Source organism: Roseovarius ramblicola (assembly GCF_042430665.1).
GTDB lineage: Bacteria > Pseudomonadota > Alphaproteobacteria > Rhodobacterales > Rhodobacteraceae > Roseovarius > Roseovarius ramblicola.
The window spans coordinates 44,221-69,049 of sequence record NZ_JBHMEC010000026.1 but is presented as its reverse complement, the minus strand read 5'-3'; the positions used below and the strand labels follow the sequence as shown (position 1 = coordinate 69,049).

24 protein-coding genes are annotated in these 24,829 nt (G+C 66.3%); 14 read left to right on the top strand and 10 right to left on the bottom strand.

The window, feature by feature from the left end:
- Together mmsB and ACFFU4_RS15180 are read left to right on the top strand one after the other, a co-directional pair.
- Window positions 1–873 carry a 3-hydroxyisobutyrate dehydrogenase gene (gene mmsB / locus ACFFU4_RS15185; RefSeq protein ID WP_377070661.1) on the top strand — a complete coding sequence of 291 codons (873 nt, stop codon included), beginning with the start codon at window positions 1–3 and terminating at the stop codon, window positions 871–873.
- A complete protein-coding gene (locus tag ACFFU4_RS15180; protein WP_377070660.1) occupies window positions 873–1,523 on the top strand; it encodes a Crp/Fnr family transcriptional regulator in 651 nt (216 codons plus the stop codon). The genes mmsB and ACFFU4_RS15180 overlap by 1 nt, the downstream gene beginning before the upstream one ends.
- Window positions 1,524–1,582: 59 nt before the next feature.
- Here the strand turns inward: ACFFU4_RS15180 and ACFFU4_RS15175 are convergent, their stop codons facing one another.
- The 3 genes from ACFFU4_RS15175 to ACFFU4_RS15165 form a co-directional block, all read right to left on the bottom strand.
- Window positions 1,583–2,155 (bottom strand): fasciclin domain-containing protein, encoded by a 573-nt coding sequence (locus ACFFU4_RS15175; protein ID WP_377070659.1) that lies wholly within the window; start codon window positions 2,153–2,155, stop codon window positions 1,583–1,585.
- 439 nt (window positions 2,156–2,594) lie between these two features.
- Complete coding sequence (locus ACFFU4_RS15170; protein WP_377070658.1) at window positions 2,595–3,293, bottom strand: anti-sigma factor; 699 nt, start codon at window positions 3,291–3,293, stop codon at window positions 2,595–2,597.
- On the bottom strand, window positions 3,290–3,832 hold the full coding sequence (locus tag ACFFU4_RS15165; protein ID WP_377070657.1) for a sigma-70 family RNA polymerase sigma factor: 543 nt from the start codon (window positions 3,830–3,832) through the stop codon (window positions 3,290–3,292). Before ACFFU4_RS15165 ends, ACFFU4_RS15170 begins: the two co-directional genes overlap by 4 nt.
- A gap of 167 nt (window positions 3,833–3,999) precedes the next feature.
- Here ACFFU4_RS15165 and cobS point away from each other — a divergent pair, with 167 nt between their 5' ends.
- Window positions 4,000–4,986: a cobaltochelatase subunit CobS gene (gene cobS, locus ACFFU4_RS15160; protein ID WP_377070656.1), complete on the top strand. Its 987-nt coding sequence runs from the start codon at window positions 4,000–4,002 to the stop codon at window positions 4,984–4,986.
- Window positions 4,987–5,000: 14 nt separating this feature from the next.
- Here cobS and ACFFU4_RS15155 read toward each other — a convergent pair whose 3' ends face one another.
- Window positions 5,001–5,234 (bottom strand): hypothetical protein, encoded by a 234-nt coding sequence (locus ACFFU4_RS15155; protein WP_377070655.1) that lies wholly within the window; start codon window positions 5,232–5,234, stop codon window positions 5,001–5,003.
- Between the two features lie 95 nt (window positions 5,235–5,329).
- Here ACFFU4_RS15155 and cobT point away from each other — a divergent pair, with 95 nt between their 5' ends.
- Together cobT and mnmH are read left to right on the top strand one after the other, a co-directional pair.
- Window positions 5,330–7,204: a cobaltochelatase subunit CobT gene (gene cobT / locus ACFFU4_RS15150; protein ID WP_377070654.1), complete on the top strand. Its 1,875-nt coding sequence runs from the start codon at window positions 5,330–5,332 to the stop codon at window positions 7,202–7,204.
- A gap of 2 nt (window positions 7,205–7,206) precedes the next feature.
- Window positions 7,207–8,241 carry a tRNA 2-selenouridine(34) synthase MnmH gene (gene mnmH / locus ACFFU4_RS15145; protein WP_377070653.1) on the top strand — a complete coding sequence of 345 codons (1,035 nt, stop codon included), beginning with the start codon at window positions 7,207–7,209 and terminating at the stop codon, window positions 8,239–8,241.
- Between the two features lie 6 nt (window positions 8,242–8,247).
- On the opposite strand, the gene dusA is transcribed toward mnmH, so the two are convergent.
- Window positions 8,248–9,246 carry a tRNA dihydrouridine(20/20a) synthase DusA gene (gene dusA, locus ACFFU4_RS15140; RefSeq protein ID WP_377070652.1) on the bottom strand — a complete coding sequence of 333 codons (999 nt, stop codon included), beginning with the start codon at window positions 9,244–9,246 and terminating at the stop codon, window positions 8,248–8,250.
- Window positions 9,247–9,959: 713 nt separating this feature from the next.
- On the opposite strand from dusA, the gene ACFFU4_RS15135 reads away from it, so the two are divergent.
- From ACFFU4_RS15135 to ACFFU4_RS15110, 6 genes are all read left to right on the top strand, one after another.
- On the top strand, window positions 9,960–10,808 hold the full coding sequence (locus ACFFU4_RS15135; RefSeq protein WP_377070651.1) for a substrate-binding domain-containing protein: 849 nt from the start codon (window positions 9,960–9,962) through the stop codon (window positions 10,806–10,808).
- A gap of 3 nt (window positions 10,809–10,811) precedes the next feature.
- Window positions 10,812–12,242, top strand: a complete 1,431-nt coding sequence (locus ACFFU4_RS15130; protein ID WP_377070650.1) for a sensor histidine kinase — start codon at window positions 10,812–10,814, stop codon at window positions 12,240–12,242.
- The gene (locus ACFFU4_RS15125) at window positions 12,229–13,476 is read left to right on the top strand and encodes a sigma-54-dependent transcriptional regulator (protein ID WP_377070649.1); all 1,248 of its coding nucleotides are present in this window, start codon (window positions 12,229–12,231) and stop codon (window positions 13,474–13,476) included. The genes ACFFU4_RS15130 and ACFFU4_RS15125 overlap by 14 nt, the downstream gene beginning before the upstream one ends.
- Window positions 13,477–13,644: 168 nt before the next feature.
- Complete coding sequence (locus ACFFU4_RS15120) at window positions 13,645–14,166, top strand: arsenate reductase (azurin) small subunit (protein WP_377070648.1); 522 nt, start codon at window positions 13,645–13,647, stop codon at window positions 14,164–14,166.
- A gap of 13 nt (window positions 14,167–14,179) precedes the next feature.
- Window positions 14,180–16,645, top strand: a complete 2,466-nt coding sequence (locus ACFFU4_RS15115; RefSeq protein WP_377070647.1) for an arsenate reductase (azurin) large subunit — start codon at window positions 14,180–14,182, stop codon at window positions 16,643–16,645.
- Between the two features lie 65 nt (window positions 16,646–16,710).
- Window positions 16,711–17,967 carry a molybdopterin molybdotransferase MoeA gene (locus ACFFU4_RS15110; protein WP_377070646.1) on the top strand — a complete coding sequence of 419 codons (1,257 nt, stop codon included), beginning with the start codon at window positions 16,711–16,713 and terminating at the stop codon, window positions 17,965–17,967.
- 301 nt (window positions 17,968–18,268) lie between these two features.
- Here the strand turns inward: ACFFU4_RS15110 and ACFFU4_RS15105 are convergent, their stop codons facing one another.
- From ACFFU4_RS15105 to ACFFU4_RS15095, 3 genes are all read right to left on the bottom strand, one after another.
- A complete protein-coding gene (locus tag ACFFU4_RS15105) occupies window positions 18,269–19,150 on the bottom strand; it encodes a LysR family transcriptional regulator (protein WP_377070645.1) in 882 nt (293 codons plus the stop codon).
- A gap of 412 nt (window positions 19,151–19,562) precedes the next feature.
- Window positions 19,563–19,814, bottom strand: coding sequence for a hypothetical protein (locus ACFFU4_RS15100; protein WP_377070644.1), 252 nt, complete (start codon window positions 19,812–19,814; stop codon window positions 19,563–19,565).
- Window positions 19,798–20,694, bottom strand: a complete 897-nt coding sequence (locus ACFFU4_RS15095) for an AraC family transcriptional regulator (RefSeq protein ID WP_377070643.1) — start codon at window positions 20,692–20,694, stop codon at window positions 19,798–19,800. The genes ACFFU4_RS15100 and ACFFU4_RS15095 overlap by 17 nt, the downstream gene beginning before the upstream one ends.
- A gap of 150 nt (window positions 20,695–20,844) precedes the next feature.
- Here ACFFU4_RS15095 and ACFFU4_RS15090 point away from each other — a divergent pair, with 150 nt between their 5' ends.
- The 3 genes from ACFFU4_RS15090 to ACFFU4_RS15080 all read left to right on the top strand — a co-directional run bounded on the left by ACFFU4_RS15090 (window position 20,845) and on the right by ACFFU4_RS15080 (window position 22,934).
- Window positions 20,845–21,714 carry an SDR family oxidoreductase gene (locus ACFFU4_RS15090; RefSeq protein WP_377070642.1) on the top strand — a complete coding sequence of 290 codons (870 nt, stop codon included), beginning with the start codon at window positions 20,845–20,847 and terminating at the stop codon, window positions 21,712–21,714.
- Window positions 21,715–21,724: 10 nt separating this feature from the next.
- Window positions 21,725–22,537 (top strand): SDR family oxidoreductase, encoded by an 813-nt coding sequence (locus ACFFU4_RS15085; RefSeq protein WP_377070641.1) that lies wholly within the window; start codon window positions 21,725–21,727, stop codon window positions 22,535–22,537.
- A gap of 97 nt (window positions 22,538–22,634) precedes the next feature.
- Window positions 22,635–22,934, top strand: a complete 300-nt coding sequence (locus ACFFU4_RS15080; RefSeq protein ID WP_377070640.1) for a fumarate hydratase C-terminal domain-containing protein — start codon at window positions 22,635–22,637, stop codon at window positions 22,932–22,934.
- On the opposite strand, the gene ACFFU4_RS15075 is transcribed toward ACFFU4_RS15080, so the two are convergent.
- Both ACFFU4_RS15075 and ACFFU4_RS15070 read right to left on the bottom strand, forming a co-directional pair.
- Window positions 22,926–23,897, bottom strand: coding sequence for a PhzF family protein (locus ACFFU4_RS15075; RefSeq protein ID WP_377070639.1), 972 nt, complete (start codon window positions 23,895–23,897; stop codon window positions 22,926–22,928). The genes ACFFU4_RS15080 and ACFFU4_RS15075 overlap by 9 nt on opposite strands.
- Window position 23,898: 1 nt before the next feature.
- The gene (locus ACFFU4_RS15070; protein ID WP_377070638.1) at window positions 23,899–24,822 is read right to left on the bottom strand and encodes a ketopantoate reductase family protein; all 924 of its coding nucleotides are present in this window, start codon (window positions 24,820–24,822) and stop codon (window positions 23,899–23,901) included.
- Between the last annotated feature and the right edge of the window lie 7 nt (window positions 24,823–24,829).

Sequence of the window (24,829 nt, the reverse complement as noted above, 5' to 3'; positions counted from 1 at the left end):
ATGAAGATCGGATTCATCGGCTTGGGAAACATGGGCGCGCCGATGGCCGCCAACCTTGCCCGCGCCGGGCACGCGGTGACGGGCTTTGACATGGCCGAGGTCGGCGTCGAGGGCGTGACCATGGCGGCAAGCGCGGCAGAGGCGGCGCGGGGCGCGGCGGTGGTCATCACGATGCTGCCCAACGGTGACATCCTGCGCCGCGTGGCCGCCGAGGTGATCCCGGCGATGGACCCGGGCGCGGTTCTGCTCGACTGTTCGACCGTCGATGTGGAGAGCGCGCGCGACGTGGCGCGAGAGGCGCAGGCGGCGGGGCTGTCGGCGCTGGATGCGCCGGTGTCCGGCGGCATCGGCGGGGCCGCGGGCGGCACGCTCACCTTCATGGTGGGGGGCGACGAAGCGGGCTTTAAGATCGCCCGGGAACTCCTTGACATCATGGGGCAAAAGGCGGTTCACTGTGGTCCATCCGGCAACGGTCAGTCGGCCAAGATCTGCAACAACATGATCCTCGGAGCCACCATGATCGCCACCTGCGAGGCGTTCGCGCTGGCCGACAAGCTGGGGCTTGCGCGCGAGGCGATGTTCGACGTGGTGTCGACCTCGTCCGGCTCATCCTGGTCGATGAACACCTATTGCCCGGCCCCGGGGATCGGCCCCAAGTCGCCCGCCGACAACGGCTATACCCCCGGCTTTGCCGCCGATCTGATGCTCAAGGACCTGCGCCTGTCGCAGCAGGCGGCGGAGGCGGTGGATGCCGACACGCCGATGGGCCGCGCCGCCTGTGATCTCTACGCACAGTTCGTCGAGGGCGAGGATGGCAAGGGCCGCGATTTCTCGGCCATGCTGCCCCGGTTCGAGAAACGCGGACGCGGCTGATGGGCTGGCGCGCGCGGGCCACGGGCCTGCCGCCGATGGGGGCGGCGGCGGCAGCGCTCGACGCGCTGGTGCCGATGGAGGTGCCCGAGGGCGCGGTGCTGTTTCGCCCCGGCGAGACGGTCAAGGGCTTTGTCATCGTTCTGCGGGGCCGGATCGAGGTCTATCTCACGGGGCTCTCGGGGCGGGAAATCCTGCTCTACGAGGTCAACCCGGGGCAAAGCTGCGTGCAATCCACGCTGGGCCTGATGGGCGGCGAGGACTATTCCGGCGAGGCGGTGGCGCGCACCGCATCCGAGATCGTGCTGGTGCCGCGCGACATCTTTCTGCGGCTGATGGATGACGATCCCGGCTTTCGCGGTTTCGTCTTTGCCGCCTTTGCCGCGCGGCTGCAATCCATGATGCACCTGCTCGATCGGGTGGCGTTCCAGCGGATCGAGACGCGGCTGGCGCAATGCCTGCTGGCGCGGGCGACGGGCGGGCGGCTGGCGGCCACCCATGCCGAGATCGCGGTGATGATCGGGACGGCGCGCGAGGTGGTCTCGCGCCGGCTCGACGCGCTGGCGCGGCGCGGCATCGTGGCGCAGGAGCGCGGCGTGGTGCGCATTCTGGATGCCGGGACGCTGGCGGATCTGGCGGACGCGGAAAAATGAAGCGGGGCGGCCGATGCGCCGCCCCGCCGGGATACCGCCCCGCACTCGCACCGCACCTCTTACGGCTTGGGCGGCAGGATCACCCGGTCCACCACATGGATCACGCCGTTGGACTGGGCCACGTCGGCGATGGTGACGTTGATGGTGCGCCCGCGCTCGTCCTCGAGCATGATCTTGTCGCCCGAGTAGGTCGCCTTGAGCTCGCAGCCGCCGAGCGTGGGCACGATGTGCATGCCGCCGTCATCGTCGATCATGCCCTTGATCGCCTGCGCCATCGCGTCGGCGCCCACGACGTGGCAGGTGAGGATCTGCGTGAGTTGCTGTTTCGCCTCCGGCTCCAGCAGCGCCTCGACCGCGCCCTCGCGCAGCATGCCGAAGGCGGCGTCGGTGGGGGCGAAAACGGTGAACGGCCCCTCACCAGAGAGCGTATCGACGAGACCGGCGGCCTTGACGGCGGCAACGAGCGTCTCGTGATCGGCGGAGTTCACCGCGTTCTCGATGATGTTCTTGTCGGCGTACATCGGCGCCCCGCCGACCATGGGGTTATCCATGCTGGCAAGCGACATGCTGGCGGTGAGCGCGAGCGCGGCGGTGGCGGTGGCGGTGGCGGTGAAAATCCTGTTGGTTTTCATATCCGTGTCTCCTTGGTTGGTTGATCACGCCCCCGACCCTGTGGCCGGAGGTCACGAGGAGGCACGCAGGGGGTGGCGAAAGAGTTTCAGATTTTTTTGCGGGGGGCGTTATTGGCATGGAAGGGACATTGGGCATGATGCGACGAGCCGCGCGAGGGCCCGACCGCCGGGTGGGCGCAGTTCGGCCAATGCTGTGCGATTTATGGTGCAAAATACATCAATGATCACAGCTATTTGCAGCGTTGCAAAAGCGCCTGCCCATCATGCCAAAGGCGTGCCGCTTATACCGGCGCACCTTCGGTGCGACGGGGCGGGTCATGCCGGAGGCATGCCTTCGGCATGACCGCTCGCGCGGCGGCGTGCAAGCACGCCTTGATTCCGCGCGGGGTGGGTGGCGAACGGCAGGTATAGGCCAATACGCCCCGCGCCCGCCGCCCGCCTAGCTGTCGCGCACGGCACCGGTGGCCAGAACGTCGCCGGTGGGCGCGCCGGTGGGCGAGCCGCCGGAGGGCTCGTCGGAGACCGCGAGCACCGCGCCCGGCAGGCGCGGGCGCAGCGCGTCCGGCACCGGCAGCGTGCCGCGCCGGTCCTCGGGCAGCACGCCCAGCGAGACCGGCGCATCCTCGTCGGCGATGAGCCACAGTTCCAGCGCGCGGCCCGGCGCGGGCGCGCCCGCCGCACGGTCCACCAGCAGGGTGCCGGTGGCCGCGTCATAGACCGCCTCGACCACGAGGCTGCGATCCTCGGCGGCCACCTCGGCGCGGTAGATCGCCTCGGCAGGCGTTTGCGGCGGCGCCCCCCAGTTGCCGCCGATGACCACGGCCAGCGCCAGCACCGCCGCCGCCGCGAGCCCGCCGCCCCACACCACCAGACGGCGCGGCCAGCGCGCGCGCCGGGTGTCGGGGAAGAGCCCCGCCTCGAGCCGCCGCCAGACATGGGCGGGGGGGGGCTGTGGCGCGACATCGTCGGTGAGAGCGGCAAGATCGGTGGCCCATTGCGCATAGGCCGCGCGCAGCCCGGGCTCACGCACCATGCGCGCCTCGAACGCCGCCGCCTCTTCTGCCGAAAGCAGGCCGAGGGCGTATTCGCCCGCGAGGATGTGGTCCTCGTCCCGGTCCGGCTGGTCCAGATCGCTCATCGCGACAGACACTCCTTCAGCTTCAAGAGGCTGCGGCGCAGCCATGTTCGCATCGTGTTGAGCGGCACGTCAAAGCGCGCCGCGAGATCGGCGTAGGTCTCGCCGTCGAGATAGGCGCGGCGCACCGCCTCGGCGCGGTCCGCGGCCAGTTCTTCCATGCAGGCGTCGAGCCGCCGCCGCTCGGACGCCGCGACGGCCCGCGCCTCGGGCCCGGCCCCGCCATCGGCGATCCGCTCGTCGAGCGTCTCGACCGTCCCGGTCCTGCGCCGCTTGCGCAGGCGGTCGACGGCACTGTTGCGCGCGATGGTGATGAGCCAGGTCATGGGGCTCAGCCCGTTGACATTGTAGCGCGCGGCATTGTGCCAGACCTTGACATAGATGTCCTGCAGCACGTCCTCGGCCTCCGCGCGGTCATTCAACACACGCAGCGCGACACCCAGAAGTTTCGCCGAGGTGGCATCATAGAGCGCGCGGAAGGCCGCCCGGTCGCCTTGCGCGGCGCGCAGGATGTGCCGTTCTATGTCGTCGCGCGTTGCCATGCAGCCGTCACTGTCCCGTTCGGAGGGAACCCTAGCACGACGGGCGCGTATGGCCAGTGCCTGCGGGCCATGGGGCCAGCGCGATCTTGCCCCTTCCCCTTGCCCTTGCGCGCGATATGTTGCACCACGACACGAACACATGGCGACCCTATCGAAGGACCGGCGAATTGGCTGACGGAACGATTGACATCAACGCGAAACCGACCGAGGAAATCTCTGTCCGCGAAACCTTTGGCATCGACACCGACATGATCGTCAAGGGTTTTGCCGACAGCAGCGAACGGGTGCCGGAATTCGATTCCACCTACAAATTCGACCCCGACACGACGCTGGCCATCCTCGCCGGGTTTTCCCACAACCGCCGGGTGATGATCCAGGGCTACCACGGCACCGGCAAATCGACCCATATCGAGCAGGTGGCCGCGCGGCTCAACTGGCCGACGGTGCGGGTCAATCTCGACAGCCATATCAGCCGGATCGACCTCATCGGCAAGGACGCGATCAAGCTGAAGGGCGGCGTGCAGGTGACCGAGTTTCACGAGGGCATCCTGCCCTGGGCGCTGCGCAATCCGACCGCGATCGTGTTCGACGAATACGACGCCGGGCGCGCCGACGTGATGTTCGTGATCCAGCGGGTGCTGGAGGCGGATGGCAAGCTGACGCTGCTCGACCAGAACGAGGTGATCACCCCCAACCCGTTCTTCCGCCTGTTCGCCACCGCCAACACGGTGGGCCTTGGCGATACCACCGGCCTCTATCACGGCACGCAGCAGATCAACCAGGGCCAGATGGACCGCTGGTCGCTGGTCGCCACACTCAACTACCTGAGCCACGACGCCGAGACCGCGATCGTGCTGGCCAAGAACCCGCTCTACAACACCGCCGAGGGGCGCAAGACGGTGAGCCGCATGGTGACGGTGGCGGATCTGTCGCGCACCGCCTTCATGAACGGCGAATTGTCGACCGTGATGAGCCCGCGCACGGTGATCGCCTGGGCGCAGAACGCCACCATCTTCCGCAACGTGGGCTATGCGTTCCGGCTGACCTTTCTCAACAAGTGCGACGAGTTGGAGCGGCAGACGGTGGCGGAATTCTACCAGCGCTGTTTCGACGAGGAACTGCCGGAGAGCGCGGCGAACATGGGTGTGCAGTGACGCGGGCGGTGGCCTCAGATTTCTGGCTTGGCCGCGTCTTCCAGCGCCTCGACGCGCGCGTCGAGATCGTGGGAATGGCCCGCCATGAGGGTCAGGATGTGGGTCAGCCCGTCGATGCGCGCATCCACCCCGTCGAAACGCTCGTCGATGGCATCGAATTTTTCGTCAATCGCGTCGAAACGTCCGCGCATTTCGCGGCGCATTTCCTGCAACAGGGCGATGGTGTGGTTATCCGGCGTGTCGGCCATGCGGTGGCTCCCTTGCTATCAGAGATAAGCTGTCGGGCACAGCATTGCAAATCTTCGGTTAACATATCGCTAAACGAAAAGATCACGGCGACCCCATGACCAAACCCACCGACAACCCCGCCGATCCGTTCAAGAAGGCGCTGGCCAACGCCACCAAGGTGATGGCGGACGACAGCGACCTGACGGTGAGCTATTCGGTCGATCCGGCGGGGATTTCGGGCGATGCGATGCGCCTGCCGCAGGTCAGCCGCCGGATGAGCCGCGAAGAGGTGCTGCTGGCGCGCGGCACGGCGGATGCGCTGGCGCTGCGGCACAAGTTCCACGACGCCGCGACACATGCCCGCTATGCCCCGCCGGGCGACATGGCGCGCGACCTCTACGAGGCGATGGAGACCGCCCGCTGCGAGGCCGTGGGCGCGCGCGAGATGCCCGGCACCGCCACCAATATCGACGCCAGGATCGCGCAGGACGCGGCGCGTCTCGGCTTCGATCAGATCACCAATTCCGCCGATGCCCCCCTGCCCGCCGCCGCAGGCTACCTGATCCGCCACCTCGCCACCGGACGCGACATGCCGCCGGGCGCGCAGAACGTAATGGAGTTGTGGCGCGGCTTTATCGAGGAGCAGGCGGGCGGCACGCTCGAAAACCTTCAGGAGACGCTCGCCGATCAGACCGCATTCGCGCGCTTTGCCCGGAGGATCATCGAGGATCTGGGCTATGGCGATCAGTTGGGCGACGACCCCGACAGCCCCGACGAGGACCAGGAGGACGAGGCCGAGGAGGCAAGCGAGGAGGACGACCCCGAAAGCCAGGGCGAGGACGACAGCGACGAGGACGAGGCCGACGCCGATCCCGAGCGCAGCCAGGACGAGCAGCAGGACACGCAGCAGGCGCAGGTCAGCCTCGACGAGATGGCCGAGCAGGACATGGACGAGGAGACCGAGCTGCCCGAGGGCGAGGCCCCGCTCGATCCGCCGCCGCCGCCGCCCGCCTCGGAGGCCGATCCCGGCTACTTGATCTATGACGCCAGCCACGACGAGGAAATCCGCGCCGAGGATCTGGCCGACCCGGCCGAGCTCGAACGCCTGCGCGCCTATCTCGACCAGCAGCTCGACCCGCTCAAGGGCGCGGTCGGGCGGCTCGCCAACAAGCTGCAACGCCGCCTTCAGGCTCAGCAGAGCCGGTCATGGGAGTTCGACCGCGAGGAGGGCATCCTCGATGCCGGGCGTCTTGCCCGGGTGGTCGCCAACCCGACCACGCCGCTCAGCTTCAAGGTGGAGAAGGATACCGAGTTCCGCGACACGGTGGTGACGTTGCTGCTGGACAATTCCGGTTCGATGCGGGGCCGCCCGATCTCCATCGCCGCGATCTGCGCCGATGTCCTCGCGCGCACGCTGGAGCGGTGTTCGGTCAAGGTCGAGGTGCTGGGCTTCACCACCCGCGCGTGGAAAGGCGGGCAAAGCCGCGAGAAATGGCTGGCCGAGGGCCGCCCGCAACTGCCCGGTCGTCTCAACGACCTGCGCCACATCGTCTACAAATCCGCCGACGCGCCGATGCGCCGGACGCGCGACAATCTGGGCCTGATGATGAAAGAGGGGCTGCTGAAGGAAAACATCGACGGCGAGGCGCTGGAATGGGCACACCGGCGGATCGTGGCGCGCAAGGAAGCGCGCAAGATCCTGATGGTGATCTCCGACGGCGCGCCGGTCGATGACAGCACGCTGAGCGTCAACCCCGCCAACTACCTCGAAAAGCACCTGCGCGACGTGATCGCCATGGTCGAGCGCCGCAAACAGGTGGAACTTCTGGCCATCGGTATCGGCCATGACGTCACCCGCTATTACGAGCGCGCGGTGACCATCACCGACGCCGATCAGCTTGCCGGTGCGATGACCGAACAGCTTGCCGCGCTCTTCGACAGCGACCCGCGCGCGCGGGCCCGCGTCATGGGCATCAGGCGGGCAAGCTGAGCGTGCCGGTCACGCTGAACAGCCTTGAAAGCCGTGGCACCCTGCCCTTCGATCAGGTGATCGACGTGCGCTCGCCGTCGGAATTCGCCGAGGACCATATCCCCGGCGCGATCAGCCTGCCGGTGCTGTCGGACGCCGAGCGCGCCCGCGTCGGCACGATCTATGTGCAAGAGGACCGGTTCCTCGCCCGCAAGATCGGTGCGGCGCTGGTGGCGCGCAACGCGGCCGCGCATATCGAGGGGCCGCTCGCCGATCGCGATGGTGGCTGGCGGCCGCTGGTCTATTGCTGGCGCGGCGGGCAGCGGTCGGGCTCGTTCACCTCTATCCTGCAACAGATCGGCTGGCGCGCCGACACGATCGCGGGCGGCTACCGCAGCTATCGGCGGCTGGTGGTGGCGGCGCTCTACGAGCGGCCCTTTCCCGCCCCCGTGGCGCTGATCGACGGCGGCACCGGCACCGCCAAGACGCGGCTGCTGGCGCATCTTCACGCCGAGGGCGCACAGGTGATCGACCTCGAGGCGCTGGCCCTGCACCGCGGCTCGGTCTTTGGCCTCATGGGTGCGGAGCAACCGTCGCAAAAGGCGTTCGAGAGCGCGCTTGCCGCCGAGGTGGCGGCGCTCGATCCCGCGCGGCCCGTCTTTGTCGAGGCCGAGAGCGCGCGGATCGGCGCGATCACCCTGCCGCCGGCGCTGGCCGTGGCGATGAAATCGGCGCGCGCGGTGCGGCTGGAGGCCCCGATGGGCGCGCGGGTGGCGCATATCCTGGACGAGTATGCCGACCTCATCGCCGACCCCGCGCGGCTCGACGCGATCCTCGGGCGGCTGGTGCGCTATCACGGGCATGACGCGGTCGATGCGTGGCGGTCATGGGCGGGCGCGGGGGAATTCGCGCCGCTGGTCGACTCCCTCATCCGCACCCATTACGATCCGCGCTATCGCCGGATGAGCAGGGCCGCGGCCACGCCGATGACCGTGCCCGACCTGTCGGACGCGACGCTCCGCGAGGCCGCGCGCCGCCTGATCGACAGCCACGGCTGAGCCGGGTCAGGCGGCCGCGCGCACCACCTGCGACAATGCCGCCTCCACCAGCGCCGGCCCCGCGCCGGGCCGCACCGCCCCCTCCGACAGCATCCTGCGCCAGCCGCGCGCGCCGGGACGGCCCGCGAAGAGACCCAGCATGTGCCGCGTGACCGAGATGAGCCTGCCGCCCGCGCTCAGATGCGCCTCGATATAGGGCAGCATGGCGTGAACGGCGGCTTCGGGCGTCGCATCCGGGCCGGGCGCGCCGAAGATGCGGCGATCGGCGGCGCAGAGGATGTCGGCGGGCCTGTGATAGGCCGCGCGCCCCACCATCACCCCGTCGAGGCCCGAGGCCAGCATCGCCTCGGCCTCGTCCAGCGAGGCGATGCCGCCGTTGACCGAGATATGCAGGTCGGGGAAATGCGCCTTCATCCGCCGCACCAGATCGTGATCGAGCGGCGGGACGTCGCGGTTCTCCTTCGGGCTGAGGCCCTGAAGCCACGCCTTGCGGGCGTGGATGATGACCCGCCGCACCCCCGCCGCGCGGATTTGCGACAGGAAGTCCGGCAGCACCTCTTCGGGATCCTGATCGTCCACGCCGATACGGCACTTGACGGTGACCTCGCGCGGCTGTGCGTCGATCATCGCGGCGCAACACTCGGCCACAAGGCCCGGCGCGCGCATCAGCACCGCACCGAAGGTGCCCGACTGCACCCGGTCCGACGGGCAGCCGCAATTGAGGTTGATCTCATCGTAGCCTGCCTCCGCCCCCAGCCGCGCCGCCTGCGCCAGCTCTTTCGGGTCCGACCCGCCCAGTTGCAGCGCGACGGGATGCTCCTCGGGGCTGTGGTCGAGCAGATGCAGCGCGCCCCCGCGCACCAGCGCGGGCGCGGTGACCATCTCGGTATAGAGCAGGGCCCGGCGACTGAGCAGCCGGTGCAGATACCGGCAGTGGCGGTCGGTCCAGTCCATCATAGGGGCAGAGGATAACCGCGCGGCCGCGGTGGCTGCGTTCAGGGGCATCAAGAGTTCTCCTTGGGGCCGCCCTCTATCGGAACGAACCCGCTTTGCATACCATATGCACTCGGCGCCTGTCCTGCCACCCCGCCCCGTGCAAAGACAGGGAGACGGCGGCGTTCGGGCAAGGCTGTGATTACGCCCTTTTCCCAATCGGGTTTTCAATCGGGAAAATCTACCGCCAGGACCCCGTCAAGATATCGCTGCATCATGGGGAGCCACATTCCATGCAACTTCGCCTATCGTATTGGGACCAATTCTCAGTTCCCAGCACTTGCACATGTTCGGGCCGGTTTTGCCGATCGCGTACGATATGATGACTGGCCAGCGCAGGAAAATGTTGTGGACGACGGGTCGACAACCCAACTCAGCCCGGAGAAAGACCCCCTCTTTGCGTTGGGCAAAGACCTCTCCCTTGCACATCAGGTTACGCGGCGCTCGGGTGCTGACCACTGCTGACCCGTCGGTCGCCCCACAGGCGTTTCCGAAACCGGACCGGACTGGCATGCAGAAGCCCTCGGCCTGTTGCGAAGGCATCGTCGATGTTATGACAGAACCGACCACGTTCGAACTTCCAGGCGGTGATCGTGCGGGCCATTTTGTGGATCGCTGCTCCGAATGCTGTGAGAGCGCGGCATAGTTGTCGGCGAGGGTCGCCCGGTCTGCCATCTCATCGGCGGCAACGGTCTGGATCGTGGCAAGGGGAGGGGCTTGAGATCATGGAGTATTCAATAAGCCGACGCGCGCTTGTCGGATCGGCACTGGCGGCAGTGATGGCTGGCCGCGCACGGGCGCAACCTGTCTTTCGCCTTGGGCTGACACCCGTGTTTCTCGACAACGATGCCGCTGTAATTGACGGCCTGCGCCGCGCCTTGTCGCGCGGGATGGGGCGCGAGATCGAACTGGTTCAGCGTCGCACCTATCAGGAAATCACCGGTCTCCTGCTGGAACGGAGTGTCGATGCGGCATGGCTTTGCGGCTATCCGTATCTCCAGCACGCCGATTTGCTGGATCTTGTCGCGGTCCCTGTCTGGCGCGGTGGCCCACGATACCAATCCTACCTCATTGTCGGGGCTGAGGACGGGGCGGAAAGCCTGACCGACCTGCGCGGTGGAACGCATGCATTTTCCGACCCGGATTCGAACTCTGGCTACCTTGTGACCGCGACCGATCTGCGCCGGATGGGGGAACAGGTCGAAGGCTTCTTCAGCCGGTCGATCTTCACCTTTGGCCACCGCAATGTGGTGCGCGCGGTGGCGGATGGCCTGGTGCGATCCGGCAGCGTCGACGGCTATGTCTGGGAAGCGCTTGCCGCGATCGAGCCGGGTCTCACCGCGCGCACACGCGTGATCGCCCGGTCGGAATGGCTGGGCTTTCCCCCGGTCTGTGCGCGGCATGACAGCCTTGCAACCGAACCGGTTCAGGCCCTGCAAACCGCCCTGATGAGCCTCGCCGAGACGGAGGAAGGCCGACAGGCGCTCACCTCGCTGCAACTGGACGGGTTCCAGCAGGCTGCCCCTGCCCTGTTCGACGGGATCGCCGACCGCATGGCCGATCTTGACCCCTGAGGCATGAACCGGTTTGCCCCCATCCCCCTGTCGATCAAGCTGCCGCTTCTTGCGGCGGCGATGATGGTCCTTGTGGGAACGGTGGCATCCCAACAGGTCCTGCGGTCGCTGGCGCAGGTTCAGGACGCACGGATCCAGGAACTGGCACGAATGCATGTCGAAGGATTGTCTGTGGCCCTTGGCCCGCTCGTGCTGCGGAATGACATTTGGGAGGTCTACGACACGCTTGACCGGGCGGCCCAGGGGGGCGAGGGGCGGCGGATGGTTCTGACCGCCGTGGCGGACGAGCGCGGAAGGGTCCTCGCCGCGACTGACCCCAGGCGTGTTCCCATGGACAGTGATATCGCGGCGCTGGCCGGGGAAGCGGTGGCCCTTGAGAACCTCTCGGTGGATGGCGCTTCGCCCGTCCTCAGCCTGCTTGCGCCCTTGACCTATCAGGGACGGAACGTCGGGCAGATCGCGACCGAGCTGGACGTCGCCGACCTGCTCTCAGAACGCAGGCGGGCACTGCTTTACCTGATTGTGGGCAATGCGATCGCCATCGGCCTTCTGTCGTTTGCCGGCTTTCTGGCGATTCGAAAGATGCTGCAGCCGGTCACGACGTTGGCACGCCAGATGACCGAAACGAAAGGAGAGCCCCATCCGATACCAGCCTCCATGATCCCGCGCGGCGATGGCGAATTGGCGCGACTGGCACGTACCTATAATTCGATGGTCGGCGCTGTGGCGGCCAAGGCCGAAGCTGAGAGGCGGCTTGCGGAACGGGAACGGTTCGTCGCGCTTGGTCGCCTGTCGTCTTCACTGGCGCACGAGATCAACAACCCGCTCGGCGGGCTTCTGAATGCGACGGATACAATCCGCAGCTATTCCGATCGTCCCGGGGTGGTGCGGCAGTCCGCCGACCTGCTTGACAGGGGCTTGCGGCATTTGCGTGATGTGACCCGGGCAACGCTCGACCAGAACCGCATCGACCCCGAGACCCGTGTTCTCACACTTGATGATTTCGAGGACATCAAGCTCCTGATCCAGCCCGAAGTATCGCGTCTGGCGTTGGATCTTGAGTGGTCTGTCGATGCCGCAGCGGTCACGGAGCACAGCGTACCCGCGGGACCGGTGCGGCAGATCGCGCTCAATCTGTTATTGAACGCCTGCGCGACCGCTGGTCAGACGGGGCGCGTCGGACTGATGGCCCATTCGAAGGCTGGCACCCTGTCCCTTGAGGTTACGAACACCGGCGTAGGAATGCCCGAAACAGCCCTGGATCGTCTGCTCGGTGACGGTCCGCTGTCGCCCGGCGGCGGCGTCGGGCTGCGCCTTGTCCGCGACCTCGCAAAATCCTTGGGCGGCACCATCGGTAATGCGCATGAAGACGGCGTGACGCGCGTCACTGTCAGCTTGCCGGCGTCTGGAGAGGTGAGTCGTGCTCAGGAATAGATACATCGTTCTTGTAGAGGACGACGAGATCATGGGCGGGTCGCTGGTGCAGCGGTTGGAGCTGGAAGGTGCTCAGGTTCTTTGGCAAAAGCAGATGGTAAGGGCTCTCGGAGCGATCCGCACGCCCAAAAGGCCGATCGACGCGGTGATCTGCGATATCGGCCTGCCGGATGGATCGGGAGAGGAGCTTTTCTCGACTCTGGCTCGTACCGCGACGCCCCCACCCTTCCTGTTCATCACGGGTCAGGGCGGTATCGGGCAGGCGGTTCGGCTGATCAAGTCGGGCGCCGCGGATTACGTCACCAAGCCGTTCGACATGGCGGTCTTTCTCGAACGTCTCAGCCTGCTTGTCGAAACCCACGAGAAACCGCTTCAGGACGACGACTTCCCCCCCGTGTTGGGCGTCTCGGTCGCGGCACGACGCATAGAAGGGCTGATCGTCAAGGCTGCAAAGGTAAGCCAACCCGCGCTGATCCGGGGCGGACCGGGCACCGGCAAGGACCTGGTCGCCCGACGCATCCACGATCTTTCGGATCGCTCTGCCGCACCCTTCATTTCAGTGAATCTCGCGCGCGAAGCCGACGCGGAGACGGCTTTGTTCAGCCCCGCTGGCGGGGTCGATGCCGTGGGCGAAGGCACCCTGTTCATCAACGCTGCCAGCAGAATGACGGCACAGACCCAGTCCCGCCTCCTGGAACGACTGGACCGGAGTTTCGATGGGCGGCTCATCGCGGCCTGTGGCAACGATCTCGAGGCCCTGATCGGGAAAGGCGCTTTCAATTCGGAACTGTTCTACAGGCTGGCACGGATCGAAATCCCGATCCCCCCGCTCGGCACACGACCCGAAGATGCCGTCTGGCTGCTCCAGCAGCTTTTTCGCAAGCTGGCTCCTCGCCATGCACCAGGGCTGGTCGGGATCGGCGCGCTTTGCGAAGAGGCCGTGCGCACCCATGACTGGCCGGGCGGCGGCCGGGACCTGCGGGCCAGATTGCTGCGTGGGCTGGCCATGGCGACAGGGTCGCTGTTGCAGCCATCCGACCTGTTCCCCGAACGTCTCGCAGGGCCAGACGACATAATGCCCCTGGCCCAGGCCCGTGAAGCCGCGGAGAAGGCACAGATCATTGCCGCCCTCGACCGGACCGATGGTCAGATCGGCGAGGCGGCAAAGCTCTTGCGGATTGCCCGCACGACGCTCTGGGAAAAGATGCAGAAACTTGGCCTGTCCGGATCCTGACACCGGCTACCAACCATGTTCGGATTTCCGAACATAAAATTTTCCCCTTTGGAATCATCGGATAGCTGCAACGCAGCATGACCTCTCATGCCATCGCCTGCTCCGGATGCAGGCGCTAGGCTGGCGACAATCATCCATTACTTGATGAGCCAGGGAGGACACCAGCCAATGAAGTGCAACAAATTGGTCGACGCGGGACGTCGGCAGTTTCTCAGGGGCGGCATGGCCGCCACGGCGGGGGCCGTCGCCACCACCGTCATGACCCCCGAACAGGCCAGGGCGCAGGCGCTGGCCCGCGTCGATTATCCGGCGAGCCGCCTTGCCAACATCGCCGATCTGGTGGTGAACGAACCCATGGACATCGCCTACCCCGATGCGGACAGCCCCGGTGTGCTGCTCAAGCTTGGTCAGGCGGTCGAGGGCGGCGTCGGCCCGGATGGCGACATCGTGGCGTTTTCGGTGCTGTGCCCGCACAAGGGCTGGCTGATGAGCTATTCGGCCGAGGATCAGACGCTCAACTGTCCGGGTCACCATTCGCGCTTTGACTGTGAATCGGGAGGCCAGCAGATCTGGGGCCATGCGACCAGCAACCTCGCCCAGTTCCTTCTCAGTGTTGACGAAAATGGCGATATCCATGCCAACGGGATCGACGAGCTGATCTACGGCCGCCTGTCCAACGTGCTGGCATAAGGGAGAGAGATCAATGGCCTACAAGAGACAGATCGACCGTTTGCCAATTATCCCGGTGGACGCGGATGAATTCAACGTGACCTGCCATTACTGCATCGTGGGTTGCGGCTACAAAGCCTACACCTGGCCTATGAACCGGCAGGGTGGCTTTGCCCCGGACCAGAACAAGTTCGGCGTGGACCTGAGCGAACAGCAGTTCATGGAAACCGAAGCCTGGTATGCGCCGTCGATGTACAACGTGGTCCGCCAGAATGGCCGCGATGTGCATCTGGTGGTCAAGCCGGATGCGAATTGCGTCGTCAACTCGGGCCTGGGGTCGATTCGGGGCGCGCGCATGGCCGAGAACCGGCCCTCCAAGGTGACCGGCACGCAGCAACAGCGCCTAAGCGATCCGCTGATCTGGCGCAACGGCGTCTGGCAGCCGACATCTTGGGACGATGCGCTTGACCTCGTGGCACGGGTGACTGCGGCGGTCGTCACAGAAGGCTCCGAAGACGATCTGGTCGTGTCCATGTTCGACCATGGCGGATCCGCCGGCGGGTACGAGAATACCTGGGCGACCGGCAAGCTCTATTTCGAGAGCATGAAGATCAAGAATTGCCGCATCCACAACCGGCCTGCCTATAACTCGGAGGTGCACTCGACCCGCGACATGGGCGTGGGCGAATTGAATTACGCCTACGAAGACTACGAGGTGACAGACACCATCTTCATGGTCGGCGCCAACTCGATGGAGACCCAGACCAACTTGTTCCTGAACCACATGGTGAAGGGATTGCAGGGTGGTGCGAAGTTCATCGCGGTCGATCCGCGGCGGTCGATCACAGTCGCCTCGGCCGAGCAATATGCCGGACCGGAAAACGTGCTGCACCTGCCGATCAACGAAGGCACGGACATGGCGCTGTTCAACGCCATCTTCACGCATGTTGTGGAAAACGGTTGGGTGGACGCCGACTTCATCGCCGCGTCCACCTTCCAAGACGGTGAAGCGGTTGCGCAGGACGAGGCCCATCCGGCGAGCCTGGGCAGCCTTGAACACGCGCTGGCGACCTGCCGCACCTCGCTGGACGAGGCGGCGGAAATCTGCGGTGTTCCTGCCGCCGACATCCAAAAGGCCGCCGAATGGATCGCCAGGCCGCATGACGACGGCAGCCGTCGCAAATGCGTGACCGCCTATGAGAAGGGCATCATCTGGGGCAATGACAACTACCGTACCATCGGCGCGCTGGTGAACATCGCGCTGGCCACCGGCAACATCGGTCGCGAAGGCGGTGGCGTTTGTCGTCTGGGTGGTCACCAGGAAGGCTATTTCCGCCCCTCCGAAGCGCATGTCGGGCGGCCGGCGGAATACATCGACCAGTTCCTGATCCGGGGCCTGGGCGGCGTGCATCACATCTGGGCCTGCGACCACTACAAGACCACGCTCAACGCCTCCGAGTTCAAGCGGGTGCACAAGCGGCGCTCGGACATGGTGAAGGACGCGATTGACGCGGCCGCCGGTGGCACGCGCGAACAGGTGGTCGATGCGATCGTCTCGGCGATCAACGCGGGCGGCCTGTTCGTGGTGGACATGGACATCATCCACAGCCAGATCGGCCAGAATGCCCATGTCATCCTGCCGGCATGCGAAGCCAACGAGATGAACCTCACCTCGATGAATGGCGAGCGACGGTTGCGTTTGTCCGAGAAGTACATGGACCCGTTCGGCAACTCGCTGCCCGACGCGCTGATCGCGGCAAAGATGGCCCAGCACATGGAACGCGTCCTGCGCGAGATGGGCGAGGATGCCTATGCCGACCAGTTCAAGGGCTATGACTGGGAGACCGAAGAAGACGCTTTCATGGACGGCTATAACTCGGGTAACCCGGAGGTGACCTACGATCGTCTGCGCGCGATGGGCAACAACGGCGTGCAAGAGCCGGTTGTGGGCTACGAGAATGGTCAGCTTGTCGGTACGACGCGCCTTTATGCCGATGGCGTGTTCACCCGGCACGGGCGTGAGGACGGCAAAGCGCTGTTCTGTGCGGCGGGCTGGCGGGGCTGGCAGGCGCCGGGCAAGGCCCGCGAACAGGCCGCGCACCGGTTCTGGATCAACAACGTCCGCGCCAACATCTTCTGGCAGAACCAGTTCCTCGATCAGGACAACGATTTTATCCAGGATCGCTATCCGCATCCCTTTGTCGAGATGCATCCCGATGACATGGTCGACCTGGGCCTGAACCCCGGCGACCTGCTCGAGATCATCAACGACAATGGGGTGACGCAGGGCATGGCTTATCCCATGCCGACGCTGAAGCGCAACACGGTGGCGATGGTCTTTGGCTCGCCCGCGGGCAGCCAGGGCAACGTGGTGAACCCGGGCGTGAACGAGCTGGTGCTGCCGGACTACAAGCACTGCTGGGGCGACATCCGCAAGATCTCGGATGCGACCGCCCAGACCCGGGGCATCTCGTTCAAGTCGCACGAGGTCGTGCTCTGATCCGGTTAAACGCAGGCCCGCCCCCGTCACCGGGGGCGGGCCTGTTCGCTTGGGAGGGGAAAGCCATGTCCAGCCTTGCCGCCTGTTCCACGGGCAAATCCGGGCCGACCCTGTCGGTCGATGCGGCGCGCTTGCGCGCCATCGCCGCCGCCTGTCCGGTTGCCGGGCAAGAGATGCTGGCGCTCGATCAGGCGGCCGGCCGCGTGATCTCTGCCCCGGTCACGGCGGACCATGCCTTGCCGCCCTTCGACAATTCCGCCATGGATGGTTATGCTTTGCGCCTGTCGGATCTGACCGGCGACGGCCCGTGGCACCTGCCCGTATCCGCCCGCATTGCGGCGGGCGACGCGCGCGCCCTCACCCTTGCGGCAGGTGCAGCGGCCCGCATCTTCACCGGTGCGCCGGTGCCCGTCGGGGCCGATGCCGTCGTGATGCAGGAACGGGTCACGCGGGCCGGTGACATGGTATCCCTCACAGATCGCCCCCGTTCGGGGCAAAACATCCGCCGCCGGGGCGAGGATGTGGCCAAGGGCGCACAGGCTTTGGCCGCCGGTCTCGCGCTGACCCCGCCCCGGCTGGCGCTGCTGGCGGGCTGTGGCGTGGCGTCTGTTGCCGTGCACCCCCGTGTGCGCGTCGCCATCCTGTCCACCGGCAATGAACTTTCCGAGCCGGGCCTTACGCTTGGGCCGGGGCAGATCTACAACTCCAACCGGGTGCTTCTGCGGGCAACCCTGTCACGTCTTCCCTGGGTTGACCTGACTGATCTCGGCATTTTGCCGGACGACCCCGCCAGCATCCGTGTGGCCATCCGCCATGCCGCGCAGACCCATGACGTCGTGATATCCTCGGGCGGCGTTTCGGCAGGCGAGGAAGATCATATCCTTGACGCGTTACGCCTCGAGTCTGCCGAGCTTGACGTGCTCAAGGTCGCGATCCGCCCCGGCAAGCCGTTGACCGTCGGTCGGCTTGGAAAGGCGCTCTACTTCGGATTGCCGGGCAATCCCTATGCCGCAGCCATCACATTCTCCCAGATCGCAAAGCCCGCCTTGCGCCGGGCTGCAGGGTTGATGGAAGAGCCGGACACCTGGGTACCCGCCGTCGCGGGTTTCACCTATTCCCGCACCACCGGGCGGCGCGAATATGTGCCGGTCACATGGTCAAGGCGCGACTCGTTCGGGCGTCCGATCCTGATGCGACTCGGTCAGGGCGCGTCGGCCTCGATGTCGCCCATGGCGCAGGCGACGGGCATTGCGGTCATCCCCCCTGAGCTGGAGGTCGTAGGACCGAACCAGCCCCTTCAGGTCGAGCCGCTACTCGACTGACCGCCGGTACCGACACGCCATCCAGAGCATGTTGCTCAAAAGCGGGAACCGGTTTTGAGCTACTTGAACATGCGGAATCAAGAAGTTGGAGCGTGTCGCGTGAATGCGGAGAACGCGGCACGCTCTAAACAGCAGTCTCGGCGCCAGCATCGCCGAAACGCCTATCCCCGCTTGCTGCCAGAACGTCGGGAGCGCGCATGCCGAAAGGGCTGCAAATAGAATGGGAGGTGCTGCTACTTGAAACATGCGGAGAACCGATGAGCGACCCGAACCGCCGCCCGTATCGGAACCCGAGCTGTTTTCACCCGATGAAATCCGCGCGCCGTTCGAGCAGGCTCTCGTAGAGAAAATCGACGAAGAGCCGGACGCGCTGCACCCGGCGCAGATCGCCGTGCATCAGCACCCAGGTCGACCGGCTCTGATCGAGAGCCGTGCCGGGTACCCGCTGCAACTCCGGAAACACGCTCTGCACCCAAGTCGCGAGGAACGTCATGCCCGCCCCGGCCCGCGCGAGGTGCAGGTGCATGGCCGGGTCGGGGATGGCATGGCGCACGGTCGCGCGCGGAAAGGGAGAGGCGGCGATCATCGCCTGAAGTTCGGGCACCTCGCCGTAGCCAAGCCATGTCAGCCCCTCGCCGCGCGACCCCGCGTTGTGCAGATGCCTGTCGATATAGGCCCGAGAGGCAAGAACGCCGATCGACAACGGAAACAGCTTGCGCCCCACGGCATCGCCGGTGAGGTCCCGCACATGACGGATCGACACGTCTGTTTCCAGCTTCTCGATGGAGTCGATGCCGTAGGAGAGGTTCATGTCGATGTGGATGTCCGGGTAGAGCAACAGGAACTCTCCCAGCACCGGCGCGAGCAGGTAGTGCGCGGTCATCGGATCGACCGACAGCCGGATCCGGCCCGACGCCTCGCTGTCCAGCCCGCGCACCGCGTTGAACCCCTGACGCAGTGCTGCCTCGGCCTCGAGCGCCTGTGGCAGCAGCTTGCGGCCCGCCGCGGTCAGGTCAAGACCGCCCACCGAACGCCGGAAGAGCTGCACGCCCAGCCGCGCCTCCAGCCCCTCGACCTGCCGGCGGACCGTCGCATGCGTGCCGCCGGTCTGCTCCGCGGCACCGCGCAGGGAGCCTTCCCGGGCGACGGCGAGAAAGGCGGGAAGAGCTTTCCAATCCATCATGTGGTTCGTTTTCGATCCATTTCGCTTCGCATCGGGTAATAGATGGATCGAATCTCGCCCGATACATCGTCCTCGTCAACACGAATGAAGGATGAGCCAGATAACTGCTGCCCTCACCGCGTCGAGCGTTCAGCGATACGGAGCGCCCGACATGCTCGCCCCGTCAGGCACCCGATGCCAGTCCCCGGGCAACCCGAGGTGCCGATCCGCGTTCGCGCCTCCGCCGGCCGCGCCAAGACCTGGTCGGCACTTGCTTGTCCGGCGACGTGGTCGCTGTCGGAGACGGAGCCACCCGTTTCGCTGTGGGCGACGGCGTTTTCGGTGGGGCCGGGCTGTGCTTCGGTGCCAATGCCAGCCTTATCTGCCTGAACGGGAACGGTGTGCTGATGCCAAATCCCGCGAGCCTGTCGCATCAAGAGGCGGCGGTGATGTGCGATGGGCCGCCCGCCCGCACCCCCATCGAGATCGCGTGCACGACATCGCCGAGGGTCAGCCGCGGCGTCCACATCGCCGCGACGGATTTGAAAGCCCGGCATCGGGGTCCGGTCTGCGCGGGTGACAGGGCGTTCCGGTCGGAGAAACCGCACGCGCCATGTTTCGCGCGGATGCGCTTGAGCAACTGTCGGCGGCATAGCCGCGCGGCCCGGTCATTCAGCGGCGTCAATCGCGCGGTCCTGCCTCGGAGGCAAGCCGAATTTTCGGGCGTATTCCCGCGAGAATTGAGCCGAGCTTTCGTAACCGACCTCGAACGCGATCCCGGAGACCTTTTCGTTCGTGCTGCGCAATGCCTCGCGGGCACGCAACAGGCGCAGGTCCTTCTGGTATTGCAGCGGGGATGTGCCCGTGACGGCCTTGAAGTGCTCGAAGAAGGCCGAACCGCTCATGCCGGCTCGGTCCGCGAGGTCGCCCACCACGAGCGGGCGGGCAAGGTCCGACTGGATCTCGCGGGTGGCCTGGAAAATGCGGCTGGCCGTCGTTTCATGCCAGAGCAGCTTGCGAAGCGGTTCGGCATGGGCGCTCAGGAGAAGCCGGGCATGGATTTCACGCGCCGTGATCGGGGCCAGCAGGCGGCGTGCCTCTTCGTGATCGCATTGCCCGAGATAGCGCAGGAGCGCGCCCTCCATCTCCTGATCGGTCTGGCAGAGAGAAATCGAGAACGGGTCATGCCGGCTGGCGGCACGGACGGGCGCCACATCTGCGGCCATCCCGCGCAGCAGGTCGAGGTCGATCGGGAAAACGAGGGCGACGTAAGGACGGTCCGGCGCGGCCTCGATGATGCGCGAGACGACCGGCAGCGCATGGCTGACAACGAGCGACTGTCCGTCGGCGACGCGCAGGGTTCTGTTGCTCGTTCCGACCTCCTTGGCGCCTTGCAGAACAAGGCACAGGAGCGGGCGGTAGACGGTCGCGTCCTGCGCGGACGGGGCTGCGAACCTCAGGACATGCAGGCCGCTTGGGGCATGCGCGAGCGCGCCTTGCGCGGGTCCTTCCCGGTCGAGCAACGCCGATACGTGATCCATAAGGGCTGAACGGGCCATGGCCATCTCCTCGCACCCGGACTAGCACATGGCTCGCGCTTTCTTGTGCGAAATGTGTCACCTTCGGAGGATCAGGCAAGAAATCCGGGCAATCGGGAAAGAATGGCCTCCGCCGCTGCGGTATCGTCGACAGACCGAAACACGCGGAGGACGACCATGGCGAAGGTCCTGATCACGGGGATTGCGGGTGGCTTTGGCAAGCCCACGGCGCTGGCACTTCTGGAGCGCGGGCACACGGTCGCGGGCAGCGTGCGCCGCTGCGAGGGGCGCAACGCCGACACGGTGGCGGAGCTGGAGGCCGCCGGTGCGCGGATCGTCGCGATGGACGTGACGGACGCGGCCAGCACCGAAGCAGGCGTGGCGCAAGCCATCGCCGCGCTCGGCGGTCTGGATGTGCTGTTCAACAATGCCGGGATCGGCGCCTACGGCATCCAGGAACTGATGTCGCCCGAGGACATGGGCCACGTCTTCGACGTCAACGTCACGGGCGTTCAGCGGGTGATGCGCGCGGCCCTGCCCCTCATGCGCGCGCAGGCGCGCGGCACGGTCCTTTACACCTCCAGCCTGATCGGCCGGATCGCCACGCCCTTCTACGGCACCTATTCGGCGTCGAAATGGGCGCTGGAGGCCATCGTCGAATGCTACCGGACGGAGCTGTCGGGCTTCGGCATCGAGTCCTGCATCATCGAGCCCGGGGCGATGCCGACGGCGTTCTTTGACGGCATGGTCACCCCCAACGATCCGGACCGGGAGGCCGGCTATGGCGACTTCGCGCAAGCGCCGGCGATGTCGGCGACCGGGTTGGCGCAGATGCTGGACGCAACGCCCGCGCAGCGGCCCGAGCGGGTCGCCGAGGCGGTGTTGGCCCTGCTGGACATGCCGTTCGGGCTCAAACCCTTCCGCACGGTCGTCGACCACACCGGCGTCGGACCGGAGATCATCCGCTACAACGACGTGCTGCACGACGTCACGCGCACCGTCCTGACCAGTTTCGGCATCGAGCGGATGCTCGACCTGAACACCTGAGGAGTGCCCCATGAAGACAATCCTGATCACCGGCGCCTCGTCCGGCATCGGCAAGGCCACCGCCCTGCGGTTTCAGGCCGAGGGCTGGAACGTCATCGCCACCATGCGGGACCCCTCCGGCGGTGCGGAACTCGGCGCGTTGGACAACGTCCATGTCACCCGGCTGGACGTGACCGATGCAAACTCGATCACCGCTTCGGTGGCCGAGGGGATCGCCCGCTTTGGCCGGATCGATGTCCTGCTGAACAATGCGGGCTACGGGGCCTACGGGCCGCTCGAGGGCTTCTCGACCGACCGTATCCGCCGCCAGTTCGACACCAACGTGATCGGGCTCCTGGAGGTGACAAAGGCGGTGCTGCCGCATATGCGCGCGAACCGCTCAGGCACGATCGTCAACATCTCTTCCATCGGCGGGCAGATCACCTTCCCGCTCGGTACGCTTTACCACGGCACGAAATTCGCCGTCGAAGGCCTGTCCGAAGCGCTGCACTATGAGCTCGAACCGCTCGGCATCCGGGTGCGCATCGTCGAGCCGGGCATGATCAAGACCGATTTCGGCGGCCGGTCCTTCGACTTTGCGATGGACGAAACGCTCTCGGACTATGCCCCGACAGCCGAGGCCATGGGGCGCCTTTTCGGCAAACTCGCCTCCGACCCCTCCGGGCCCGAACTCGTCGCCGGGGTCATCCGGGACGCGGCAAACGACACCAGCGACCGCTTGCGATTCCGCGCCGGCCCGGATGCGCGTGCCCTGCTCGATGACCGAAAAGCCCAGGACGACGCAACATTCATCGGCCGCATCAAGGATGTCATGAAGGGCTGAAGGTTCTTGCCTCAAGCAGCGCCCGATCTGATCCGAAGCGCGGGTCGAAACCGCTGCGAAATCGCACGATAGCGCGCGATCATGACGTCGAAGCGGCGTGTCGGTGATGATCGGCAAGGCCGAGCGCAAAGACGCCACCATCGACACCATCGCGCGCACCGGGGCGGCCTGCCTGATCGCCGTCGGCGGCGCGGCCTGTCTGGTCTCGCAAGCGGTGCGGGAGGCGCGTGTTCTGCCCTTCGACGATCTCGGGATGGAGGCGATCCACGAATTCGGGGGGCAGGACATGCCGGTCACGGTGGCGGTGGACAGCCGCGGCGGCTCGGTGCAGCGCGACGGGCCGAAGACATGGCGGCGCGCTGGCTCTTTCTACGCACAAGAGCCGGAGTCAGCGTAAGACAAGCGCGGTGCCGACCTGCCGCACCGGGCGGCAAACGGCCAGAGGGTCCGGTGCGGGGGCAAGGCATGGCCAAGCGCTGCCGGTTTCTGTTCCGGCGTCGTCATGTCTCGGTCCTCCATCGCTTGCGGGGTGCGGAGCGTGCGGGCGTCTCCGGTGACACGGATGCTGGCACCGCGTTCGGGCGTGATTGCAACGTCCAACCGCGACGCCCCCCATATCCTCGCCCTGCCGGATGGTGATGCTGCCCCCGTGCGGCCAGCCTAGGTCGCGCAGATACCCCGCCAATGCGGCGGCGGCGGCGCCGGTCGCAGTGTCCTCGGTGACACCGCCAAGCGGGAACGGATTGCGCGCGTGAATGAGCTGCGCCGTCTCGGCATAGACGAGATTGAAGGTGATATACCCCTCGCGTTCGGCCAGCGCCCGACCCTTTGCGACGTCATACCGCATCGCGCGCAATATCTCGCGGTCCTTCACCGCCAGAACCAGATGGTCGCGGCCGCCATGCGCAACCGCAGGCGAAATGCGTGGATCGAGATCGGCAAAGGTGAGGCCGAAGAGGGCGAGCGCATCGTCCAGAACGGCAGGCGCAACCGGAGCGCTGCGGCTCGGCGGCGACTGAAACGAGGCCCCCCGGGCGGTGCCCGAAAGGTGCCCCTCGATGGTGATGCGCGCGCGGTTGATGTCGAGCGTGAGGTACCCCGGCCCGGCGTGACGGGCCAGCGCCGCGCCGAGCGCGATGGTGGCATGGCCGCAGAAATCGACCTCGACCTCGGGCGCGAAATAGCGCACCCGCCAACCATCCCCGACAGGCGCGGCAAAGACGGATTCGGAATACCCGACCGCCGCCGCCACCCGCTGCATGACCGCCGGGTCAGGCAGCGGGTCGCAGATCACGACACCCGCCGGGTTGCCGTCCGCCCCACCGTTCGAGAAGGCCGCGATATGGTGCACGTTGAGCATGTCATCCTCGTTCCTCGATACTTGTCTGCCCGTCTTCCGCGCGCTTGCGCTCGGCGCTTTTGACCAGCAGGGTCATGGCGCGGTTGAGCGGCACGTCGAGCCCGTGTTCTTCGGCGCGCTTCACGATTTCCCCGTTGAGAAAATCGATCTCGGTCGGCCTGCCGCGCGCGAGATCCTGCGCCGTCGAGGAATGCTGCCCCGCCATGGTGACGGGGATGGTGCGAACCGTCTCGAAGACCGAAGAGGACACCGAAACACCTTCGGCACGGGCGACGGTCAATGCCTCGCGCACGATATCCTGCATCAGTTCCGGCATCCCGTCCTGCTCAGCCATCTTGCCATAGGGCAAGCCGGTCATGGCCGACAGCGGATTGATCGCGCAATTCACCACCAGCTTGGCCCAGAGCGACGCCATGACATCGCTCGACACCCGCGTCTCGACCCCCGCCGCATTGAGCAGGCTTGCGACGTCGGTCGAGCCGTCTCCGGCCAGTTCCAGATCGCCCCGCCCCTCGTGGCGCACCACACCCGCGTCAGTCATGCGGCTGGCGACATAGACCACGACGGGCAGGACAGGCCGACCCAGAATCGCGGCAAGGGTCTCGGCATTCGAAACACCGTTTTGCAAGCTGAGCACGGTGCATCCCGGTGCAAGATGCGGCGCGATCTGCCGTCCGGCGTCTTCGGTATCGCCGGATTTCACGCAGACCATCACCAGACCGGCCCCGGCAACCGCCGCAGGATCGCAGCGTGCCGCAACCCGCGCGACAAGCCGCTCGCCGTTTTTCTCAAGGACCAGGCCGTTCCGCGTGACCTCCGCCGCGAAACCGGCGCGTCCGATCAACACCACCTCATGACCGGCCAGCGCCAGCATGGCCCCGTAATAACAGCCGACAGCACCCGCCCCCATCACCGCGATTTTCATCTGCCGT

Bases quoted from the DNA above. Each gene is read 5' to 3' on its own strand.
- mmsB (WP_377070661.1), top strand. From the start codon at position 1: ATGAAGATCGGATTCATCGGCTTGGGAAACATGGGCGCGCCGATGGCC.
- ACFFU4_RS15180 (WP_377070660.1), top strand. From the start codon at position 873: ATGGGCTGGCGCGCGCGGGCCACGGGCCTGCCGCCGATGGGGGCGGCG.
- ACFFU4_RS15175 (WP_377070659.1), bottom strand. From the start codon at position 2,155: ATGAAAACCAACAGGATTTTCACCGCCACCGCCACCGCCACCGCCGCG.
- ACFFU4_RS15170 (WP_377070658.1), bottom strand. From the start codon at position 3,293: ATGAGCGATCTGGACCAGCCGGACCGGGACGAGGACCACATCCTCGCG.
- ACFFU4_RS15165 (WP_377070657.1), bottom strand. From the start codon at position 3,832: ATGGCAACGCGCGACGACATAGAACGGCACATCCTGCGCGCCGCGCAA.
- ACFFU4_RS15155 (WP_377070655.1), bottom strand. From the start codon at position 5,234: ATGGCCGACACGCCGGATAACCACACCATCGCCCTGTTGCAGGAAATG.
- cobT (WP_377070654.1), top strand. From the start codon at position 5,330: ATGACCAAACCCACCGACAACCCCGCCGATCCGTTCAAGAAGGCGCTG.
- dusA (WP_377070652.1), bottom strand. From the start codon at position 9,246: ATGCCCCTGAACGCAGCCACCGCGGCCGCGCGGTTATCCTCTGCCCCT.
- ACFFU4_RS15135 (WP_377070651.1), top strand. From the start codon at position 9,960: ATGGAGTATTCAATAAGCCGACGCGCGCTTGTCGGATCGGCACTGGCG.
- ACFFU4_RS15130 (WP_377070650.1), top strand. From the start codon at position 10,812: ATGAACCGGTTTGCCCCCATCCCCCTGTCGATCAAGCTGCCGCTTCTT.
- ACFFU4_RS15120 (WP_377070648.1), top strand. From the start codon at position 13,645: ATGAAGTGCAACAAATTGGTCGACGCGGGACGTCGGCAGTTTCTCAGG.
- ACFFU4_RS15115 (WP_377070647.1), top strand. From the start codon at position 14,180: ATGGCCTACAAGAGACAGATCGACCGTTTGCCAATTATCCCGGTGGAC.
- ACFFU4_RS15110 (WP_377070646.1), top strand. From the start codon at position 16,711: ATGTCCAGCCTTGCCGCCTGTTCCACGGGCAAATCCGGGCCGACCCTG.
- ACFFU4_RS15105 (WP_377070645.1), bottom strand. From the start codon at position 19,150: ATGATGGATTGGAAAGCTCTTCCCGCCTTTCTCGCCGTCGCCCGGGAA.
- ACFFU4_RS15095 (WP_377070643.1), bottom strand. From the start codon at position 20,694: ATGGCCATGGCCCGTTCAGCCCTTATGGATCACGTATCGGCGTTGCTC.
- ACFFU4_RS15090 (WP_377070642.1), top strand. From the start codon at position 20,845: ATGGCGAAGGTCCTGATCACGGGGATTGCGGGTGGCTTTGGCAAGCCC.
- ACFFU4_RS15085 (WP_377070641.1), top strand. From the start codon at position 21,725: ATGAAGACAATCCTGATCACCGGCGCCTCGTCCGGCATCGGCAAGGCC.
- ACFFU4_RS15075 (WP_377070639.1), bottom strand. From the start codon at position 23,897: ATGCTCAACGTGCACCATATCGCGGCCTTCTCGAACGGTGGGGCGGAC.
- ACFFU4_RS15070 (WP_377070638.1), bottom strand. From the start codon at position 24,822: ATGAAAATCGCGGTGATGGGGGCGGGTGCTGTCGGCTGTTATTACGGG.